The following is a 20,608-nucleotide window of genomic DNA, read 5'->3' on the forward strand; positions in this document are numbered from 1 at the left end:
GGCGCGGCACTCCCCGCGGCGCCGCCCGGGGCGGTGGTGTCGTCGGCCGCGTCCGGCCCGCTACCGCCGTCGTCGATGGTGAGCGCCGCGATCACCCCCGCCGCGAGCACCGGCATTCCGACTCCGATGACTCCGGCCAGCACGACCGGATTCGCCCGCAACCGCACCGGACGGGACTCCCTTCGACACGAACCCGGGCCGCGTCCCCGAGCGGTCGCCCGGCGGCCCTGTGGCACAACGGGATCGAGTATGCCCGTTGCCGGCCGGTTACGCCCATCCCGAGGTCAGCGGCCTCCGCTCGGGCTCTGTCATGGACGGCCACCCTTCCGGTACCGGGCCGCGCACCGCCCCGATACCGCGCCGTTCAGCCGAGCAGCCGCTCCAACAGCCGCAACGCCGCCTCCCGCATACCGTCGACCGAGTCGGTGACATAGAGCAGATCGATGAACACGTCATCGAATCCGGTGTCGGCCGCGACCGTTTCGACGGTCCGCGCCACCTGCTCGAGGTCGGTGCCCGCGGCCACATTCACCCGCAACACCGTCCCGATGGCGGCCGGATCACGCCCCGCGTCCAACGCCGCCTCATCGATGAGCGCGCGCAACGCCAGCAGCTGCTTGCCCCACCCGGGCGGGCCCGGCACCGGCACCACCGGCAGCCACCCGTCCCCGCGCCGCCCGATCCGCGCCAGCGCGGCCGGATCGAACGCGCCCAGATGAATCGGAGGCCGCCGCACCGGCTTCAGCTCACTGCGATGCTCGGGCACCGACACGAAACGGCCCTCGTACCCGGCCGGATCGCTGGACCAGATGGCATCGAGCGCGTCGAGCGTCTCCTCCAGCCGGGCCCCACGCTGCGCGAACGGCACACCCGCGGCCGCGTACTCCTCCGGCGACCACCCGATCCCGAACCCGGGAATCAGCCGCCCCTGACTCACCACATCGATCGTGGTCAGCGACCGCGCCAGCAGCGCGGGCCGATACAGCGGCGCGATCAGCACATTCGCGCCCAACCGCACCCGCCGCGTCACCGCCGCCGCGATCCCCAGCACCAGGAACGGATCCAGCACCGCGTTGAACTCGTCCGGAATCCGGTCCGTCCCGCCATACCCGACCGTCGGGTTGGTGGCCGCGATCAGCCGGTCACCCACCCAGAGGCTGTCGGCCCCCGCCTCCTCCAACGCGGTCGCGTACTGCGCGATCCGCGCCCCTTCACGGGCCTGGGCACCGAACTGCGGAAGTGAGAAGCCAATTTTCACCCCTTCGGTGATACCAGACAGGATGGAGGCGTGGGTGAACACAAGGACCGCATGCTCGCCGGCGAGCTCTACCGCGACAACGACCCCGAACTCGTCGCCGAACGCCGCCGCTGCCAAGAACTGCTCGACACCTTCAACGCCACCCGCGCCGGGGACGACACCCGACGGCGCGCCCTGCTCGAACAACTGCTCGGCGCGATCGGCGAAGGCTCCTGGATCATGCCGCGCTTCCAATGCGACTACGGCCACCTGATCCGGCTGGGCCGCAACAGCTTCCTCAACTACGACGCCATCATCCTCGACTGCGCCCCGGTCACCATCGGCGACGACGTCTCCATCGGCCCGCGCGCCCAACTGCTCACCGCCCTGCACCCGACGGACGACCACGCACTGCGCCGCGCCCGCTGGGAAACCGCCGCACCCATCACCATCGGCGACAACGTATGGCTCGGCGGCGGGGTCATCGTGTGCCCGGGCGTCAGCATCGGCGCGAACACCGTCGTCGGCGCCGGCAGCGTCGTCACCCGCGACCTGCCCGCCCAGGTATTCGCCGCCGGCAACCCGGCCCGCGTCATCCGCGACCTGTGAGCCTTACCCGCGAGGTAATGGATTGCGGTGGTTGATCGTTCGTAGGATCGGAGGATGGCGACACCCACCGCCGGAGACCTGCTGCGCCACTGGCGCACCGCGCGCCGGCTCAGCCAGCTCGAACTCGCCGGACGCGCGGACACCTCCACCCGGCACCTGAGCTTCATCGAAACCGGCCGCGCCACCCCCAGCCGCCACATGCTGCTGCACCTGTCCGACGAACTCGACATCCCGTTGCGCGAACGCAACCGGATGCTGCTCGCCGCCGGATACGCCCCCGTCTACGCCGAACCCGAACTCGACACCCCCGCCATGCGCCCCATCCGCGACGCCGTCCGCCAGATCCTCACCGGCCTGGAACCCCACCCCGCCCTGGCCATCGACGCCGCCTGGACCATGATCGACGCCAACGCCGGCATCGCCCTGTTCCTCGACGGCATCGACCCCGCGCTGCTGCGCCCACCGGTGAACGCGCTGCGCCTGACCCTGCACCCCGACGGCCTCGCGGGCAGCATCATCAACCTCGCCGAATGGCGCGGACACCTGTTCGAACGACTGCAACGCCAGATCGACGTCACCGGGTCACCCGAACTCGCCGCCCTGCTCGACGACCTGCGCACCTACCCCGGCGGCGAGGACGGACCCGGACTGCCCGAACCCGACCAAGCCGTGGTGCCGCTGCGATTGCGGCTCGACGGCCACGAACTCGCCTTCCTCAGCGCCACCACCGTTTTCGGCACACCCATGAACGTGACCGTCGCCGAACTGGCCATCGAAGCCTTCCTGCCCGCCGACGCCGCCACCGCCGCCCTGCTCCGGGAACGGCTCACCCCATCCGACTAGCCGGTCCGCGCGGATGGGCCGATACCGCACAATGAGAATCCATGGACGTGCCCGCGCACCTCGCCCACCTCACCGGCACCCCCGTCGCGCGCCTGCACCCCCTCGGCCACAGCCACGCCTGGACCCTGCACCGCGCCGAAATGACCGACGGACGAGAACTATTCGTCAAAGCCATCGACCCCGACACCGGCATCGACGACATCCTGACCGCCGAAGCCACCGGACTGCGCTGGCTCGCGACCGCACCCACCCACCTCGTCCCACCCGTCATCGCCGCCGACAACCGCATGCTCGTCCTGCCCTGGCAGCCACCACAACCCGCCGACCCCATCGCCGCCGCACACCTCGGACACGACCTCGCCACCCTGCACACGACCCACCCCGACACCTTCGGCGCACCCTGGCCCGGCTACATCGCCACCCTGCCCCTCGACAACACCCTCGGCACAGGGGAGTGGGGAACCTGGTACGCCCAACACCGCCTCGCCCCCTACCTGCCCGCCGCGGCCCCCGAACTCGGCCGCGACGGCGTCCGACTGCTCGAACGCGTCATCGACCGCATCACCGACCTCGCCGGACCACCCGAACCACCCGCCCGCCTGCACGGCGACCTCTGGTCCGGGAACATCCTGTGGTCGGCGGGCCGCGCGATCCTCATCGACCCCGCCGCGCACGGCGGACACCGCGAAACCGACCTCGCCATGCTGGCACTGTTCGGCGCGCCTTACCTCGACCGCGTCCTCGGCGCCTACCAGGACGCCACACCACTGAGTTCGGGATGGCGGCAACGAGTCCCACTGCACCAGCTGCATCCTCTGCTGGTGCACGTGGTCCTCTTCGGCGGCTCCTATCGCGGCATGCTGCTCGCCGCCGCGGCCTCCGCCCTCGCGGGTTGACGCCCCCCGGGATCGGGATGGCATTTCGCTGAGAGCGGTAGCGTCGGGGAGTGCAGCTACAGCGAATCCATCATGTCGCGATCATCGCCTCCGATTACGAGAAGTCGAAAGCCTTTTACACCGGAATACTGGGGCTGCGGGTCGTCGCCGAGAACTATCGGGCGGAAAGGCACTCGTACAAGCTGGATCTCGCCCTGCCCGACGGCGGGCAGCTGGAACTGTTCTCCTTCCCCGAGCCGCCGCCGCGCCCCTCCCGGCCCGAGGCGGCCGGCCTGCGGCATCTGGCCTTCGTGGTGCCGAATGTGGGGGAGGCGCTGGCTGAGCTGCGGGGGAGGGGAGTGGCCGTCGAGGAGGAACGGGTCGACGAGTACACGGGGAAGCGGTACGCGTTCTTCACCGATCCCGACGGTCTGCCGCTCGAGCTGTACGAAGCCTGAGGGTCTGGTTTCCGGAATCGCGGAACCTCTGAATCGACCATTAGGAAATGGAACTATGCGCATCTACGCATGTGGCTCTGTTTCGAGCATATTCCAGCACGCACTACCGCGCGCACCTCGCTGACCACACCCATCACCAGCGAACCTCGAAGAGGGGAGCGGGTATTCGATACCGCCGGGTCGCTGAATCGGGCACTCCCATACGATGGGCGACATGACCAAAGTGCTCCTGAAGACCTCCGCTGGGGATATCACCCTGGAACTGGATGAAGCCAAGGCACCCAAGACCGTTGCCAACTTCGTCGACTACGTGAAGTCGGGCCACTACACCGACACCGTGTTCCACCGCGTGATCCCGAACTTCATGATCCAGGGCGGCGGCCTGACTGCGAACATGCAGCAGAAGCCGGCCCCGCAGACGGTCGAGAACGAGGCCGCCAACGGTCTCAAGAACGACAAGTACACCGTCGCCATGGCGCGCACCTCGGCCCCGCATTCGGCCAGCGCGCAGTTCTTCATCAACACCAGCAACAATGGCTTCCTGAACTACCCGGGTCAGGACGGCTTCGGTTACGCGGTGTTCGGCAAGGTCGTCGACGGTGAGGCCGTCGTCGACGCCATCGAGGGTGTGCAGACCGGCAACAAGTCCGGCCACCAGGATGTGCCGGTCGAGGCCATCACCATCCTGTCCGCCGAGCTGGTCTGACCTACTCGCGACAACGGAACGAACGGCCCGGAACCTGTCGAGGTTCCGGGCCGTTGTCGTTGCCGCGCAGGGCGTTCAGGCGTCGAGTACGCGGGGTTTGCGTTCCACCACGGGTGGCTGTACCGACCAGGGGAAGTTGATCCATTTGTCGGTGCGTTTCCACACGTATTCGCAGTCCACTTCGGAATGCGGTTTCTGGTAGATGACCGCGCAGCGGACCTCGGCGACGTGGTCGGAGCAGAAGTCGCGCACCAGTTTCAGGGTCTTGCCGGTGTCGGCGACGTCGTCGGCGACCAGGACGGTGGCGCCGGTGAGGTCGACGGCGCTGGGTACGGGCGGCAGCATGACCGGCAGGTCGAGGCGCTGGTCGACGCCGGTGTAGAACTCGACGTTCATGACGTGGAGGTTCTTGACGTCGAGGGCGTAGCCGAGGGAGCCGGCGACGAAGAGCCCGCCGCGGGCGATGGAGAGGATGAGGTCGGGTTCGAAGCCGTCGTCGGCGATGAGCTGGGCCAGTTCCCGGCCGGCGTTTCCGAACAGTTCCCAGCTCAGTTCTTCGCGATCGCTCATGCTCGACTCCGTTCTGGCCGCTGCGGTGGTCTTGGTGATCATACGAGCCCGGGTCAGGGCTGGTGGGTGATCGTGTACCAGAGCAGGGCGAGGGTGGCGAGCGCGAACAGCGGTACCAGCACCATGGTTTCGATCTTGTTGCCGGTGCGGTCGATGATCGGGACGCGGGTGCGCAGTTTCAGCGGCCACAGCAGCCGGCAGCCGCGGTCGGTGAGGCAGTCGCCGATGAGGTGGGCGAGTGCGCCGAGGCCGACGGAGAAGGGCAGCCAGGCGGGTTTGTCGCTGATCCAGTGGTCGATGGCGAAGGTGCCGCAGACGGCGAGGATGACCACGGTGCCCCAGGATTTGAGGCCGTCGCCGCTGGGGGCGAGGCCCAGTGCCTTGACCGCGAGGGCGAGCAGGAAGAACACGAGGGCGAGGGTGAAGTTGCGGCCGAGCAGGTGTTCGCCGGCCCAGGTGCCGTAGGTGACGGCGGCGACGAAGGCGAAGGAGTGGGTGCCGTGGCGGTGCCCGCCGGAGATCCACGAGATGAACTTGCACGCGTAGTGCGAGATCGGTCCGAGCACATGGGAAATGGTTCCCGAGGGGTGGTCGGCGTCGGGGAGCAGTGCGGCGCCCGCGGTGAGGAAGGTGCCCATCACCAGATCGACGGAGCCGATGGCCCCGGATTGCACTGCGGGATAGGTCAAGACGGTGAGCGGCAGCGCCGCGGCCGCCGCTGACCAGGCGAGGGCGCCGCTGGTCGCATGTGAATGTCCTAGCACCGCTTGAAGGTTAACGTACGGGTTCGAAACCCTTTTCGGGGCAGCCGGTTTGGTTTTCGGGGTGTGTTCCGGATCGCTTTCGGGTGACCCGGGTGCATGGGGTGGTGGGCCTCCAATAGTCTCGGATCGATTGCGCTTTCCGTTCAGAGAGGATCGGACATGTCGGTAGCGTCCGCGGTGAAGGATCAGATTCAGCAGATCGGTGGGGGATTCATGTTCTCCCGGGAGGCCCGATCCTTCTCCGAGAGCACCGGTGTCCCCGGCTTCCTGCCGGGCTATACGCGTGGCCGCGGCGGTGTGCTGGGCGACGTGGACGCGGATGTGGTGACCGCGGCGTTCGGGTTCTTCCGTCCCGGCACGATCCGGCAGGCGTGGGAGTCGACGGCGGCGATGTCGGCGGAGGCGGGCGCGGCGGGCTATCTGAGGGCCTGCCAGGACTTCGGCCGCCGCAAGCTGGCGGACTTCGATGATTCGGGCCGGTTGGCGGAGCTACTGCTACCGGTGGTGGCCGCGGCGGATCCGGCGGGTGTGCCGTTGTTCGCGGGCTGGCGGGCGCTGCCGCAGGCCGAGGACGCGCCGGGTCTGGTGTTGCAGCTGATCCACATTCTGCGGGAGTTGCGCGGCGGGCTGCATCTGATCGGTGTGCTGGGCAGTGGTCTGACGCCGTTGCAGGCGGTGCTGATCGCGGGGTCGCCGTTGACGGCGGGGCCGGATCAGGCGCGCAATTTCGGCTGGCCGGAGCCGTTCGACGAGATCACCGCGGAGTTGAAGGGTCGTTGGATGCAGGCCGAGCAGATCACCGAGGATTTGATCGCGCCCGCGTTCGCGGTGCTGGACGACAAGCAGGGCGAGGAGTTGGCGTCGCTGCTGACCGCCTGTCAGGGCGTGGTGTTCGGCGGCCGCTGAGGGTGTTCCGGGTGGGCTGTGGGCGGCCCACCCGGGAGTGCTGCTCAGCGGTGCAGGAATTCGAGGGTGACGCGTTCGAAGGCTTCCTTGGCCTCGTACATCACCCAGTGCCCGCATTTGGGGAAGATGTGCAGTTCGGCGTTGGGGATCTGCCGTAGCGGGATGAGGGCCATGTCGGTGGGGCATTGGCGGTCGTCGCCGCCCCAGGTCATGAGGACGGGGCTCTTGATCTTGTGGAGCATGGACCAGTAGGGCGGGGTGGGGGAGTTCTCCAGGAATTGTTGTTGCAGGGCAAGCGCTTCGGATCCGTACATGGCTTTGAGGCTGGCTTGGGCGGCGGGGTCGGTGGCGGCGGTCCAGCGTTCCTCGACGAGGTCGTCGGTGATCATCTTGGGGTCGTAGATCATGCAGCGCAGCCAGCGCAGGAGGCCTTCGCGCGAGGGCGCGTCGGCGAATTCGGACAGCAGCCGGGTGCCTTCGCTGGGGGTCATGGCGAGCAGGCTCTGCCCGACCCCGCCGATGGCGATGATCTTCTCGACGCGCTGCGGGTGCGCCATGGCGACATTGAAGGCGACGACGCCGCCCATGGAGTTGCCGAGCATGGCGGCGGAGTCGAGGCCGAGGGCGTCCATGAAGCGGATGACGGCGTCGACGGCGGTGAGTACGGGGTGTCCGGGTACCGGGTCGCTGACGCCGAATCCGGGGAATTCCAGGACGTGGCAATGGAAGTGGTCGGCGTAGAAGCCCAGGTTGTTGCGGAAGTTCCGCCAGCCGTTGACGCCGATCCCGGAACCGTGCAGTAGCAGTAGGGGAGGGCCGTCGCCGGCTTCGTGGTAGCGCAGAACGCCTTTGTCCGTGGCGATTTCGCGTCGGGTGCTCTCGTAGGTGACATCCACACCACCACGATAGAACAGGTTTCACTGTTATGTCACCGATAGATCGTTGATAGACAATGCATTCAGTCATGCAGACATGCGAATGCAAACCTTTCAGCTGCTCCGAGAACCACGAACAACAACGATGCCCCGAACCACAGGGGCTCGGGGCATCGTCTCAACCGGTCACACCGGCCGGATCAATCTCAGACGAGGTCGAAGCGGTCCAGCTCCATGACCTTCGTCCAGGCCGCGACGAAGTCCTTGACGAACTTCTCCTTCGAGTCGTCCTCGGCGTACACCTCGGCCAGGGCCCGCAGCTGCGAGTTGGAACCGAAGACCAGGTCGACGCGCGAGGCGGTCCACACGGTCTTGCCGGTGGCGCGGTCGGTGCCGACGTAGCTGCTGTCCTCGGAGTCGGCCGGAGCCCACTTGGTGGACATGTCGAGCAGGTTCACGAAGAAGTCGGTCGAGAGCACGCCCGGCTTGTCGGTGAACACACCCAGCTGCGAACCGGAGTGGTTGGCGCCCAGCACGCGCAGACCACCCACGAGCACGGTCATCTCCGGTGCGGACAGGGTCAGCAGGTTGGCCTTGTCGAGCAGCAGGTACTCCGCCGGGATGCGGGTGCCCTTGCCGACCCAGTTGCGGAAGCCGTCGGCGGCGGGCTCGAGCGCGGCGAAGGACTCCACGTCGGTCTGCTCCTGGGTGGCGTCGGTCCGGCCCGGACGGAACGGCACCTCGACGGCGAAACCGCCTGCCTGCGCGGCCTTCTCGACACCGGCGTTACCGGCGAGCACGACCAGGTCGGCGAAGGACACCGGCTTGCCGAAGTCGGCCTGGATGCCTTCGAGGACCCGGATCACCTGCGCGAGCTCGTCGGGCTGGTTGACCTCCCAGCCGGCCTGCGGCTGCAGGCGGATGCGGCCGCCGTTGACGCCGCCGCGCATGTCCGAGCCGCGGTGGGACGAGGCCGCGGCCCAGGCGGTGGAGACCAGCTGCGCCACGGTCAGGCCCGAGTCGAGGATCTTGGCCTTGAGGGCCTTGGCGTCGGCGTCGGAGATGAGCTCGTGGTCGACCGCGGGGATCGGGTCCTGCCACAGCAGGGTCTCCTCGGGCACCTCGGGTCCGAGGTAGCGGACCTTGGGGCCCATGTCGCGGTGGGTGAGCTTGTACCAGGCCTTGGCGAAGGCGTCGGCCAGCTCCTCGGGGTGGTCGAGCCAGCGGCGGGTGATCCGCTCGTAGATCGGGTCCATCCGCATGGACAGGTCGGTGGTCAGCATGGTGGGCAGCCACCGCTTGGTGTTGTCGAACGCGTCGGGGATGATCGCCTGACCGTCCTTGGCGACCCACTGGTGGGCGCCGGCGGGGGACTTGGTGAGTTCCCACTCGTTGCCGTAGAGGGTCTCGAGGAAGCTGTTGTCCCACTTGGTCGGGGTGGGGGTCCAGGTGACCTCGAGGCCGGAGGTGATGGCGTAGCGGCCGACGCCGGTGCCGAAGTCGGAGCGCCAGCCCAGGCCCTGCTCTTCGAGCGGGGCGGCTTCGGGCTCGGGGCCGACGTGCTCGGCCGGGCCCGCGCCGTGGGTCTTGCCGAAGGTGTGGCCGCCGACGATCAGGGCGGCGGTCTCCTCGTCGTTCATCGCCATGCGGGCGAAGGTCTCGCGGATGTCGATGGCGGCGAGGACCGGGTCGGGGTTGGCGTTGGGGCCTTCGGGGTTGACGTAGATCAGACCCATCTGGACCGCGGCCAGCGGGTTGTCGAGGTCGCGCTTGCCGCTGTAGCGGGCGTCGCCGAGCCATTCGGTCTCGGGACCCCAGTACACGTCCTCCTCGGGCTCCCACTGGTCGACGCGGCCGCCGCCGAAGCCGAAGGTGTCGAAGCCCATGTCCTCGAGGGCGACGTTGCCGGCGTAGACGATGAGGTCGGCCCACGACAGCTTCTTGCCGTACTTCTTCTTGACCGGCCACAGCAGGCGGCGGGCCTTGTCGAGGGAGGCGTTGTCGGGCCAGGAGTTCAGGGGTGCGAAGCGCTGCATGCCGGCTCCGGCGCCGCCGCGGCCGTCCTGGACGCGGTAGGTGCCGGCGGCGTGCCAGGACATGCGGATGAAGAAGGGGCCGTAGTGACCGAAGTCGGCGGGCCACCAGTCCTGGGAGGTGTGCATGACCTCGACGATGTCGGCCTTGACGGCGGCCAGGTCGAGGGTCTTGAACTCGGCGGCGTAGTCGAAGCCCTCGTCCATGGGGTTGGCGACGGCCGGGTTCTTCTGCAGGATCTTCAGGTTGAGCTGGTTGGGCCACCACTGACGGTTGGCGTTACCGCCCTCGGCCGGGTCGGAATTCCGGTCGTGCAAGACGGGGCAGCCACCGGCGGCGGGTTCGGTATTGGCTTCACCGATGGGCGGGTGTTCAGGCACGGTGTGTCGTCCTTCCATGGATGTGATCTTGTTGTCGACCACGAGTGTGGCCGCTACTTGTTTTGTGTGGCAGCGGTTTTGGAGCATTCGGGGCACAAACCCCAATAGATGACCTCGGCTTCGTCGAGCGCGAAGCCGTTGGTGTCGGAGGCGGTGAGGCAGGGGGCCTCACCGACGGCGCAGTCCACGTCGGCGATGACGCCGCAGGTGCGGCACACGACGTGATGGTGGTTGTCGCCGACACGGGTTTCGTAGAGCGCGACCGATCCCATGGGTTGGATTCGGCGAATCAGCCCCGCGGTGGTCAGGGCTTTGAGGACGTCGTACACGGCCTGGTGTGACACTCCGCCCAGGGTTTCGCGGACGAAGCCGAGGATCGTATCGGTGTCGGAGTGGGGGTGGTCGTGCACAGCGGTCAGTACCGCGAGCCGCGGTGCGGTCACGCGCAGAGCGGCCCCGCGCAACATGCGCTCGAAATCGGTAGGCGTGGGCACAGCACGAAGTCTGCCCCTTTTTCTGGAATCAATCAAGTATTGGTTTCGGCGTGTGGGGAGAATTCCCGGGGGAGAGGCCGACCAGGCGACCTGCTCCCGACAGTAGGCGATATTGCCGCCCGGGCGGGTGAATGGCGTCCACGCGTCGCTCGGTTCAGGGCGGTCCATCGCGTCCGCCGGTCGGTGATCCGGTCGGTGACCTCGCGGCGGGGGAGAAGCGTCCTGATCGGCCCCATCTTTTGGGGGCACAGAGAATCCCGGTACCTGTTAACGCTTTCGCGAAGCACACCCGGATCTGGGGTTTTCGCGGCAGTCTACGACGAACTGCCTTGACCCACAGGTGATTCCACGGATTTCTCGCCCCGGGTTTCGTAACGGCTACTCGGACCCCACGGATGTGCACCACGTACGTCATCGGTCGGGTTTCGCGTCTGGAGGTTTCTCATGGGAATCAAGTCACTGGTTGTCGTCGCGTTCGCCGCGGGGGTCGCGCTCACCACCACCGCCTGCGACCCCTCCGACACACCCAAGCCCCTGCCCACCACGGCCCCGGCCGGTCAAACAACCCAACCCACCCAGCCGGGCCAGCCGGGCCAGCCGGGCCAGCCGGACCAGCCCGGTGGCGGCGCCCCGGGAACCACCGACGCCCCGGCGCCCACCACCGGAGCCCCGGCGGGGGACCCCACCACCCAGGCGCCCACCGGCACCGCGAAGTGCGCGACCGCCCAGCTGATCCTGGACAAGGGCCACGGCGGCCAGATCGGCGGCACCTGGTTCCTGAAGTTCATCAACAAGAGCTCCACCGCCTGCGTCCTCGAAGGTTTCCCGGGCGTCTCCCAAACCAACGGCCCCCAGGGCGACCCGGTGGGCGAGCCCGCCGAACGCGACAAGGGCCCCCAGGCCCCGCAGGTCACCCCGGTAACCCTGTCCGCCAACGGGGGAGCCGCCCAATTCGAATTCATCAGCTACCCCAAACAGGTCAACGACTGCGCCGCCCTGCGCACCAACACCTTGCGCGTCTACCCGCCCGACAACACCGAATCCCTGTCCCTGCCTTGGGACAACCTGATCTGCCCGAGCCCCCAGCGCATGCTCGTCGTCCGAGCGATCACGCCGTTCTAGCGGGGAAGGCCTCGCGCGCCGCTACTTGACATAGTGTTGATTATCGGCGCGCTTACGGCGACGGTGTTGATCTTGAAACATGTTGTGCACGTTGCGTGTTCGCGTGCATCCGGCTCAGCACGCTCGGCTCGGTGGAACTGCCTGCGCGCGCCCTTCCCGGCGTGAAACCGTGTTGCTCACAGGGTGTGAATCGGCCTGCATGAATATTTCTGGCCTGCATGCCATTTGATGGAAAATTTCCTGTCCGGCGTCAATTGGCTGGATGTGACCCATGTTTGGATCCGAAGCCTCCTTTTGGGCCGCTCCCCCTGGCCCGCGAGATGCCATCAATACGTCACTGTGACGTATTGATTCCTGTGCGGCCGCGACTGGGACCACGATGTCGCTGTGGCCGGCCTCCGCATCCTGCTCGCCCAACGCCGCCACCACCGAAGGTGACCCAGAGCTAGAGAACCGACACTCCCGCGCATGGCGGAATGCGCGGCATACGATGAATGCTCGAGCACCGACGGCGTGGATGACATGGTCCTGTCATCCCTCAGCCCGGCCGTGCTGTCGTGCAGTCCGCGTGTCTTCGCTTCTTATCTGAGGAGTTGGTCATGTGCCGCCTGTTCGGACTCTCGGCCGCGCCGCAGCGGGTGCGCGCCACCTTCTGGTTGCTGAACGCGCCCGACAGCCTGTCCCGGCAAAGTCACCGCGAACCTGACGGTGTGGGCCTGGGCACCTTCACCGCGGCGGGCGCGCCGCTGGTGGAGAAGCAGCCGATCGCTGCCTACGAGGATCGGCTCTTCGCGCAGGAGGCCCGCGCATGCGAATCCGAAACCTTCGTCGCACATGTCCGCTTCGCCTCCACGGGCGGGCTGACCGTGCACAATACCCATCCGTTCGAGCAGCACGGGCGCCTGTTCGCGCACAACGGGGTGCTGGAGGGGCTCGACGAGTTGGAGCACGAACTCGGCGACTATCGCCGACTCGTCCACGGCGACACCGACTCCGAGCGCTTCTTCGCCCTGATCACGGCCCGGATCGACCATCATGGGGGCGATGTCACCGCGGGCATCACCGACGCGGTCGGCTGGATCGCCGACCGGCTGCCGCTCTACGCGCTCAACCTGATTCTCACCACCGCGACCGACCTGTGGGCCCTGCGCTATCCCGACACCCACGACCTGTATGTCCTCGAGCGTGCCGCCGGTGGCGCGCAGGGTGATCAGCGGCTCGACCACACGAGTCGTCGGGGCATTCGCGCCAGCAGTGGCGTGCTGACCGACTATCCCGCTGTCGTGATCGCCACCGAACGCATGGACGACGACCCCGGATGGCGGCTGCTCGCCTCCGGTGAACTGCTCCATGTCACCGGGCAGCTGCACGTGCGATCCAGCATCATTCGGGATTCCTCGCCCCGCCACCTGCTGTCGCTCGCCGACCTGAACGAGACCGCCGCCGCCTCCCAGGCCGCGCACTGACGATCGCCGCCGCGGCATGGTGGGTGTCGACCAGGCCGACCTGACGAGAATGTCGGCCGGTATCGGTACCGTCCAGTGTTGTGGAACCTGGGGTACGAATCCGAGAACTCGCCGAACGCATCACCGCGCTGCGCGCCGCCTACTACGAGGGCGCACCGCTGGTCGCCGACGCCGACTACGACGCCATCGAGGACGAGCTGCGCGGCCTGATCCAGGCCCATCCCGGGCTCGCCCCGGATCCGAACCCGCTCGACCAGGTCGGCGCGCCGGGCGTACTGCACGCCCCGGTCCGGCATACGCGCCCGATGCTGTCGCTGGAGAAAGCGACCACCCCCGAGCAGGTCGCCGCGTTCTTCGCGCGCTTCCCCGGCCAATCGGTGGTCGTGATGCCCAAACTCGACGGACTGTCACTGTCGCTGATCTACGAGAACGGCCGCCTGGCTCGCGCGGTCACCCGCGGCGACGGCACCACCGGCGACGACGTCACCCCGCTCGTGCGCGCCCTCGTCGACGGCGTCCCGGACCGCGTCGAGCTGTCGGGCAGGGTGGAGGTCCGCGGCGAGGCCGTCATGCTGCGTTCCACCTTCGCCGCCTACAACACCGTCCACCCCGACAAGCCGCTGATCAATCCGCGCAACGCCGCCGCGGGCACGTTGCGGGCGAAGGATCCGGCCACGGTGGCCGAGCGGCGGCTGCGGTTCTTCGGCTTCGACCTCGACGCCCCCGCTGCGGACACCGCGGTGGATTTGGAGGACGGGCTGCAGGCGCTGGGCTTCACCGGTGCGGCCATGCGGCACTGCGCCGACACCGTCGAGGCTCAGGCCGCTATCGGCGAGATCGAAGGCGGCCGCGGCGATCTCGACTACGACATCGACGGCGCGGTGCTGCGCCTGGCCGACCGGGACGCCTACGCCGCGGCCGGCACCCGCTCGAACTCCCCGCGCGGCGCGCTGGCGTTCAAGTTCGCCGCCGAGGAGAAGACCACTCTGCTGCGCGAGGTCATCTGGGACGTCGGCAAGACCGGCAAGATCGTGCCCGTCGCCTGGCTCGAGCCGGTCTTCGTCGGCGGCACCACCGTCACCAAAGCCACCCTGGCCAACCAGGAGGTCATCCGCGCCCGCGACATCAAGATCGGCGACACCGTGCTGGTGCGCCGCGCGGGCGACGTCATCCCGTTCGTCGCGGGCGTGCTCGACGCGGCCGCGCGCACCGGCGCCGAACTCGACATCGTCGCCCCCACCACCTGCCCCTCATGCGGGCAACCAGTGACCGAGCAGGGCAATAGCCGGGAGTTGTTCTGCACCAACATCTCCTGCCCCGCGCAGACGGTGCGGCGGCTCATCCACTGGGCCTCCCGTGCCGCCGCCGATATCGACGCCATCGGTCAGAAATGGATCGAACGTCTCGCCGAGGCGGGCCTGCTGGAGAACCCGTCGGACTTCTACACCCTCACCAAGGAGCAACTGCTCGAATTCGATGGCGTCGGTGAGGTTTCCGCCACCCGCATGATCGAATCCATCGACCACAGCCGCCCGGTCGGCCTGCGCCGCGCCCTCATCGGTCTGGCGATCCCCATGGCCTCCGACGGCACCGCCGCCCGCCTGGCCCGCGCCGGATTCGCCTCGCTGGAAGAGGTGGCCGACGCCGGCGAGGAACGGCTGGTCGAGGTCGAAGACATCGGACCGAAGGTCGCCGCCTCCCTGGACACGCACCTCACCCGCCTGCGTCCAGAACTCGAGCGACTGCGCGAACGCGGCGTCTCCCTCGATGTGCGCGACGAGGATCTGCCCCCGGTCGTCGCCGCCGGCGCTCCCCTGGCCGGCAAGACCGTCGTGATCACCGGCGCGATCAGCGACCCGCGCTCCGGGGAGAAGATCGCCCGCCCGACCTTCCAGCGCCTGTGCGAGAAGGCCGGGGCCACGGCCGCTTCCTCGGTCTCGGCCAATACCGACATGCTGATCACCGGTGCGGGTGTCGGCGACAGCAAACTCGCCAAGGCCGAGAAGCTCGGCGTGGAGGTGGTCGATCAGGCCGACATCTGGAAGCTGCTGATCGACGCCAACGTCGCCTAGGCTCGTGTTTCGCTCGAGCGGTCGGGGTGCGAGTGGATCGATCGGGAAAGGTAGTCGGGCCGGCCGAACAAGGACACGGCCATCGGCGTAGATCACAATGGCCGATTCCCTGGCTAGGCTTCCGAAATGAATTGCTGGATCGTCGAGGGAAGCGCGGTCGACACACAGGATGTGACGCACCTGATCGTGGACCTGCACAACACGGGCGAGTGGACGCTGCGGTGCACCGGAAGACCCGCCAGGCCGGAAGCGGCGCTCGCGGGTCGGGCGCGGTGCCTGCGGTGTTCGCTCAAGGCCGCAGACGCGTTCCGTTTGGGTGACCAGCCATTACATGTTGTTCAAGAATGGATGCGAGTCGACCACACCGCGCTTCCCCGACCGGTGTCGATCCAGCGTCATGCGCCCGAACGCCGGACACATCCAGCGGCCTCTGCCGAGTCGGCCGGCCGCGACCTGGTATTGGATCTGACGGACCCGGACATGCAGTATGTGATCACCGATGCGCTCGCGAGATGGGCTGCGCACCAACGCCGGAAGGCCCGGGCCGAGCCGGATACGACCCTGACAGCAACCAGAAACCGCTGGGCCGACCTCGCGGACTCGGTGCGTGTCCGCGCTGACGTGGTGGGCGGCGACTGAGCGATCGACTTCATAGCTCGCTCCCGTTCATCGCCAAAGCCTTCGCCGGACAACGACGTCCAAGAGAACGGGTCGAACCAACCACTGACCCGACCAGCGCGCTGCCGGCGAGTGATGAGCACAGCAGGTCGCGGCGACCCGTCGCTCCCCGCCATAACGTCCGTCTGATATGCGCAGGCCTAATTCGGCGCGAATTGGTTGGATGTGCCCCATGTTTGGGTCCGGTGCCCCTTGTTGGGCTCCTCCCCCGGTTCGCGAGATCCCATAGATGCGTCACAGTGACGATTCGGGGTGGGCTGGATGGGTGGGCTGGATGGATAGTGGAAATTGTTGCTGTTCGGGTGAATTGGGTTGCTGGGACTGATCGGGAGATCAGTCCCACCAGAATGACCACAGCGAGGATGTCATGCTCCGGGCGATGGGGATCTCGCCGTATTGCGCGCCATCGAAAGTGTCCGGGCAGTAGAGCCAGGCGTGGAAGGCGACGGTGGAGGCTTCGTGCAGGGTTCGGGGCGGATGGGCGACCCGCAGGTGGAGTCGGTCTGCTCCGAACCCCACTGGCTCGGCCGACCATCGGGTGAACCAATGGCGCAGGACCGCGGTGTGTTCGCGGGCGCCTATCTGATAGTTGATCGCTCCGGACCAGCCCAGCAAGGCCGGGATCAGCCAAGGGTGCGGGGCCGCGATCACCGCGAGTTCGCGGTAGGGGCGGCCGGTGGTGGCGGTCCATCGCTCGTGCCACCGGTCGTGGTGCGGGTCGAAGGGGTCGGGGCTCGAGGTGGTGATTCCGAGGGCGGGCTCGCCATCGGATGGTGTGTGGTCGGCGGTACGGCTGTTCCGCTGCGTGGCGAACCAGGTGGCGCCGTCGAGTTCGGTATCCGGTAGGGGCGCAGCGGATTCGGTACGAGTCCAGACGGCCGGATCCAGTAGCAGCGGCCACCAACCGGTCTGCGGGAATCGGCCACGGATGGCCGTCCACAGCTCTGGCCCCGATACCCCGGGTTCGAGCGAGCCGGTCCAGACCGAGGTGCCGAGCGTGGTTCGCAGGCGCGGCGACAGCGGTGGCAGGCGCACACCCAGCTCGGCCAGGGTGGTCACCGGATCGTCGTCGCGGGCCAGGACCGCGGCCGTCGCGGGCCGCGCGTCGGCGTCGTGAGGCTGCGCGACCTCGCCCGAGCCCGTCCTGGAGAACGTCTGGCGTGGGGGATTTCTCGTCGCACGCCGGGCGCGAGCGCGGTCGGCGATATCGGCGCTGGTCTGCTCGACGGCCTGGACTTGCCGCCAGGTTTGTCGCAGGCGTTGCGCCATGTCGTCTCCGCTCGCCTCCGGCATCGGCGCTCCCCCTCGTTCCGCTGGTGGTGGTCGCGGTCGCACTCGTGGCATGGTGCGCACGTCGGCTGCCCGCTGAGCGCACTGCATGACATCGACGCCCACCTTCACCCTATAGGCGAACTCGAACGGCATGCCACGACCGCAGCCGGGTGGAAGGTGCTGCCGGCGGGGCGAATTCGGGAGTTCCCGGTCCGCCGGCAGCACCTTCGTGCGGAGTTCAGCGGATGGTGCCGAAGCCGGGGATCAGTGGGAGGTCCAGCGGGGTGACCCAGCCCGGTGGGAGGGCGTTGACGGCCGCGACGGCGTTGAGGGCTCGCATGCCGGTGGACAGGCAGCCCGCTACCGCGGGGGTGCGGCCGGAGCCGTCGGTGAAGCGGAACGAGGTTTCCTGGGAGATCGATGGGCTGCCGAGGATGTCGACGCGGTAGACGTCGTCCTTGGTGCCGGCGGGCCAGTCGGGGGCGGCGTCGAGGCCGATGCGGTTGACGTGTTCGAGGGTGATGACCTCGCGGCCCTGGTAGACGCCGTTGATGGTGAAGCGGATGGCGGCGACGGTGCCGGCTTTGACGCCGCCCTTGGCCGACGGGCGGTCGGTCGGGGTGACCCATTTGTCCCAGGTGGTGGTGATGGCGTCGAGTTCGATGCCCGCGGCGGCGGCGATCATGGGAACGGTTGCGCCCCATGCCATGATGAGCATGTCGGGGTGTTCGAGCAGGGCTTTGAATTCGGGCGGGTGGCCGATGCCCATCTCGAATTCGTAGTCGCCTTCGTAGTCGGTGTAGTCGAGCAGTTCGGAGGCGCGCACCGACCGCACCTCGCCGCACAGGCCCATGAGGGTCAGCGGGAACAGGTCGTTGGCGAAGCCGGGGTCGATGCCGGTGGTGAAGCACGACGCTCCCCCGGCCTGGCACGCCTCGGTGATCGGGTCACGCCACACGGCGGGCAGCTGTTTCATCTGCGGCCACACCCACGGGGTCATGGCGGTCGAGCAGACATCGATGCCGGCGCGCAGGAACGCGCCGATGACGCGCATGTTCTCCTCGGCGAAGGCGGCGGTGGGCCCGTAGTGGACGACGGCGTCGGGGCGCAGCGCGATGAGTTCGTCGACCGAATCGGTGGCCAGGACACCGGTTTTGGCGGCCCCGCACAGGTCTCCGGCGTCTTTGCCGACCTTGTCGGGGTTGCTGACGCCGACGCCGACGAGCTCGAAGGCGGGGTGGCGCACGATCTCGGCCAGCACCATGGAGCCGACGACGCCGGTCCCCCACAGCACGATGCGTTTGGTGGTCATGGTGGCTCCTGGATTCATCGGTGGAATTCGCCGCAGTCGACGGTGAGCATCTGGCCGGTGACCGCGGTGGCGAGGTCGCTGGCCAGGAACAGGGCCGCGCGGGCGACCTCTTCGGGTCCGGCGAGGCGGCCCAGGTCGGTGGGTGCGGCCTTCTGCCGGTAGATGTCGTCGTGGGTGAGCTTGGCTTGGCTTGCCAGCCAGTCGAAGTAGGCCTTGTTGATGTCCTCGTACACATACGACGGCGCGACGGAGTTGACGCGGATGCCGCGCGGGCCCAGTTCGGTGGCCAGCGAGGACGCCAGGTGCGCGAGGGCGCCCTTGGACAGCTTGTAGCCGGAGTATTCGGGCTGCGAGCTGTAGGACACGCACGAGTTGAGCATGATGATCGACCCGCGGGTTTCGGCGAGGGCGTCGGCGAACAGGGCCGAGAGTCGCAGGGGCGCGAACACATTGGTTTCGTTGGCGTCGCGCAGCGCTTCGACGTCGATCTGGGTGATCGGGTACATGGGCGGGATGGCGAAGGCGTTGTTGATCAGGCAGTCGATGCGGCCGGCAGCGGCGACCGCGCGGTCGGCGAGTGCGCGGCGCTGGTCTTCCTCGGTGATGTCGGCGCGCACGACGTGGGCGGTGGCGCCGAGCGCGCGGGCTTCGTCGGCGTATTCGTGCAGGCGTTTCTCGGTGCGTCCGGCCAGCACGAGGGTGGCGCCCATGTGGGCGGCTTCGATGGCCAGGGAGTGGCCCAGTCCGGGGCCGACGCCGGAGATGACGACGACTTTTCCGGCCAGCAGCGGTACCGGGCGGTAGGTGTCGGGGATGTGCGGGGCGGCTGACACGACTCCTCCTCGAGTCCTCAGCCGTTACAGAGCGTAACGACTTAGTTGTGACAGACTGTAACGACTCGTGCCCGCAGCGACAAGGACGAAATCCGTGACCACACGCCACCGGCTCGGCCCGCACCGCGATCCGGCGGTGGACACCGCGGTCCTCGACGCCGCGCGCGCCCTGATCGTCGAACAGGGTTATGCCGCAACCTCGATCGACGCCATCGCCGCCCGCGCCGGAGTGTCGCGCCCGGCCATCTACCGGCGCTGGCCGTCCAAAGCGCACCTGATCGCGCAGGCGGTGTTCCCCGACGTCGGGTCCGCGGTGGTGGCCCCGGATCTGCTCGGGGAGATCCGCAAGGTCATCCGCGGCACCATCCAGCTGTTCGGGTCCGCCGAGACCCGCGCCGCCATGCCCGGTCTGATGGCCGAGATGCGGGAGGACTCGGGCCTGTACGAGAAGCTGTCGGCCCGCCTGGACTCCCCCACCCGCGACGAGCTCGGCGCCTACCTGCCCGGTCAGGACGCCCGCCCGGGACTGGACCCGAACACGGTGCTCGACACCATCGCCGGGGCCGCCCTGTTCGCCATGTGCATCCGCGATATCGACGACCTCGACGGCTTCGCCGCCTCCCTCGAGGACCTGCTCCTCTACGGCATCCTCGGCCGCCCGGCCGCCGGATAGCGCCGGGGGCGTGTTCAGATCTCGGCGGGCCCGACGCCCGGACCGAGGGTGCGAACAACGGCCGGAATTCGACGACCACTCCCAGCGACCCGCTGCCTTTCCGTCTCGGACAGTTCGATCATGTGGCCCGGTTGGTGGTGTGGACCGGGATTCACCGGTGTGCACGCCACCCCGGCGCGATCGCGCCCACCCCGGCGACTCGGATCCTGCGCCACTCGCCCCCGCCCGGACGTCGATCGCTGGTGGTTCGCTGCGCGAATATCGGTGGGCCGAAAGGTCTTTCGCCGGTAGCCTGCCCGCCATGGCGGCGAAGAGCAACAGCTATCTCGATCAGGTCGTGGCCCAACAGGCCGAACTGGAGGAGGACCTGCGGCCCGCGTTCGCGCGGTCCGCGCCCGCGGCGATGCCGGCCCCACCGGGCGCACCGGG

20 protein-coding genes are annotated in these 20,608 nt (G+C 68.2%); 11 read left to right on the top strand and 9 right to left on the bottom strand.

From position 1 onward, the window contains the following. Positions 1-364: 364 nt before the first annotated feature. Entirely contained in the window at positions 365-1,258 is an 894-nt protein-coding gene (locus ACWELJ_RS26270; protein WP_452368804.1) for a TIGR03619 family F420-dependent LLM class oxidoreductase, read from the bottom strand. A gap of 30 nt (positions 1,259-1,288) precedes the next feature. On the opposite strand from ACWELJ_RS26270, the gene ACWELJ_RS26275 reads away from it, so the two are divergent. The 5 genes from ACWELJ_RS26275 (at position 1,289) to ACWELJ_RS26295 (ending at position 4,728) form a co-directional block, all read left to right on the top strand. Next, entirely contained in the window at positions 1,289-1,846 is a 558-nt protein-coding gene (locus ACWELJ_RS26275) for a sugar O-acetyltransferase (RefSeq protein ID WP_452368805.1), read from the top strand. Between the two features lie 54 nt (positions 1,847-1,900). Next, positions 1,901-2,689, top strand: coding sequence for a helix-turn-helix domain-containing protein (locus ACWELJ_RS26280; RefSeq protein ID WP_452368806.1), 789 nt, complete (start codon positions 1,901-1,903; stop codon positions 2,687-2,689). 41 nt (positions 2,690-2,730) lie between these two features. Beyond that, positions 2,731-3,585: a fructosamine kinase family protein gene (locus ACWELJ_RS26285; protein ID WP_452368807.1), complete on the top strand. Its 855-nt coding sequence runs from the start codon at positions 2,731-2,733 to the stop codon at positions 3,583-3,585. Positions 3,586-3,635: 50 nt separating this feature from the next. Further along, a complete protein-coding gene (gloA2, locus tag ACWELJ_RS26290; protein WP_452368808.1) occupies positions 3,636-4,022 on the top strand; it encodes an SMU1112c/YaeR family gloxylase I-like metalloprotein in 387 nt (128 codons plus the stop codon). Positions 4,023-4,236: 214 nt separating this feature from the next. Further along, positions 4,237-4,728, top strand: coding sequence for a peptidylprolyl isomerase (locus tag ACWELJ_RS26295; protein ID WP_452368809.1), 492 nt, complete (start codon positions 4,237-4,239; stop codon positions 4,726-4,728). Positions 4,729-4,803: 75 nt separating this feature from the next. Here ACWELJ_RS26295 and ACWELJ_RS26300 read toward each other — a convergent pair whose 3' ends face one another. After that, the gene (locus tag ACWELJ_RS26300; protein WP_357085819.1) at positions 4,804-5,298 is read right to left on the bottom strand and encodes a phosphoribosyltransferase; all 495 of its coding nucleotides are present in this window, start codon (positions 5,296-5,298) and stop codon (positions 4,804-4,806) included. A gap of 53 nt (positions 5,299-5,351) precedes the next feature. Further along, positions 5,352-6,062 (bottom strand): metal-dependent hydrolase, encoded by a 711-nt coding sequence (locus tag ACWELJ_RS26305; RefSeq protein WP_452368810.1) that lies wholly within the window; start codon positions 6,060-6,062, stop codon positions 5,352-5,354. A gap of 159 nt (positions 6,063-6,221) precedes the next feature. Between ACWELJ_RS26305 and ACWELJ_RS26310 the strand changes: the two genes are divergently transcribed. After that, the gene (locus ACWELJ_RS26310) at positions 6,222-6,968 is read left to right on the top strand and encodes an SCO6745 family protein (RefSeq protein WP_452368811.1); all 747 of its coding nucleotides are present in this window, start codon (positions 6,222-6,224) and stop codon (positions 6,966-6,968) included. A 44-nt stretch (positions 6,969-7,012) separates the two neighbouring features. On the opposite strand, the gene ACWELJ_RS26315 is transcribed toward ACWELJ_RS26310, so the two are convergent. The 3 genes from ACWELJ_RS26315 to ACWELJ_RS26325 all read right to left on the bottom strand — a co-directional run bounded on the left by ACWELJ_RS26315 (position 7,013) and on the right by ACWELJ_RS26325 (position 10,724). Continuing rightward, positions 7,013-7,864 carry an alpha/beta fold hydrolase gene (locus ACWELJ_RS26315; RefSeq protein WP_452368812.1) on the bottom strand — a complete coding sequence of 284 codons (852 nt, stop codon included), beginning with the start codon at positions 7,862-7,864 and terminating at the stop codon, positions 7,013-7,015. A 185-nt stretch (positions 7,865-8,049) separates the two neighbouring features. Beyond that, positions 8,050-10,275 (bottom strand): catalase/peroxidase HPI, encoded by a 2,226-nt coding sequence (katG, locus tag ACWELJ_RS26320; protein ID WP_452368813.1) that lies wholly within the window; start codon positions 10,273-10,275, stop codon positions 8,050-8,052. A gap of 35 nt (positions 10,276-10,310) precedes the next feature. Continuing rightward, positions 10,311-10,724, bottom strand: coding sequence for a Fur family transcriptional regulator (locus ACWELJ_RS26325; RefSeq protein ID WP_379100286.1), 414 nt, complete (start codon positions 10,722-10,724; stop codon positions 10,311-10,313). Positions 10,725-11,195: 471 nt separating this feature from the next. On the opposite strand from ACWELJ_RS26325, the gene ACWELJ_RS26330 reads away from it, so the two are divergent. From ACWELJ_RS26330 to ACWELJ_RS26345, 4 genes are all read left to right on the top strand, one after another. Further along, positions 11,196-11,873 carry a DUF4232 domain-containing protein gene (locus tag ACWELJ_RS26330; protein WP_452368814.1) on the top strand — a complete coding sequence of 226 codons (678 nt, stop codon included), beginning with the start codon at positions 11,196-11,198 and terminating at the stop codon, positions 11,871-11,873. A gap of 599 nt (positions 11,874-12,472) precedes the next feature. Next, positions 12,473-13,339 (top strand): class II glutamine amidotransferase, encoded by an 867-nt coding sequence (locus ACWELJ_RS26335; RefSeq protein ID WP_452368815.1) that lies wholly within the window; start codon positions 12,473-12,475, stop codon positions 13,337-13,339. A gap of 80 nt (positions 13,340-13,419) precedes the next feature. Beyond that, on the top strand, positions 13,420-15,411 hold the full coding sequence (gene ligA / locus ACWELJ_RS26340) for an NAD-dependent DNA ligase LigA (RefSeq protein ID WP_452368816.1): 1,992 nt from the start codon (positions 13,420-13,422) through the stop codon (positions 15,409-15,411). 126 nt (positions 15,412-15,537) lie between these two features. Beyond that, the gene (locus tag ACWELJ_RS26345; RefSeq protein ID WP_452368817.1) at positions 15,538-16,050 is read left to right on the top strand and encodes a hypothetical protein; all 513 of its coding nucleotides are present in this window, start codon (positions 15,538-15,540) and stop codon (positions 16,048-16,050) included. Positions 16,051-16,422: 372 nt separating this feature from the next. Here ACWELJ_RS26345 and ACWELJ_RS26350 read toward each other — a convergent pair whose 3' ends face one another. From ACWELJ_RS26350 to ACWELJ_RS26360, 3 genes are all read right to left on the bottom strand, one after another. Next, positions 16,423-17,382 (bottom strand): DUF4253 domain-containing protein, encoded by a 960-nt coding sequence (locus ACWELJ_RS26350; RefSeq protein WP_452368818.1) that lies wholly within the window; start codon positions 17,380-17,382, stop codon positions 16,423-16,425. 217 nt (positions 17,383-17,599) lie between these two features. Next, complete coding sequence (locus tag ACWELJ_RS26355; protein WP_452368819.1) at positions 17,600-18,673, bottom strand: NAD(P)H-dependent amine dehydrogenase family protein; 1,074 nt, start codon at positions 18,671-18,673, stop codon at positions 17,600-17,602. 14 nt (positions 18,674-18,687) lie between these two features. Continuing rightward, positions 18,688-19,506 carry an SDR family oxidoreductase gene (locus ACWELJ_RS26360; RefSeq protein ID WP_452368820.1) on the bottom strand — a complete coding sequence of 273 codons (819 nt, stop codon included), beginning with the start codon at positions 19,504-19,506 and terminating at the stop codon, positions 18,688-18,690. A gap of 94 nt (positions 19,507-19,600) precedes the next feature. Here ACWELJ_RS26360 and ACWELJ_RS26365 point away from each other — a divergent pair, with 94 nt between their 5' ends. Further along, positions 19,601-20,179, top strand: coding sequence for a TetR/AcrR family transcriptional regulator (locus ACWELJ_RS26365; protein ID WP_452368821.1), 579 nt, complete (start codon positions 19,601-19,603; stop codon positions 20,177-20,179). Positions 20,180-20,608: the final 429 nt, after the last annotated feature.

Source organism: Nocardia sp. NPDC004582, from assembly GCF_053602115.1.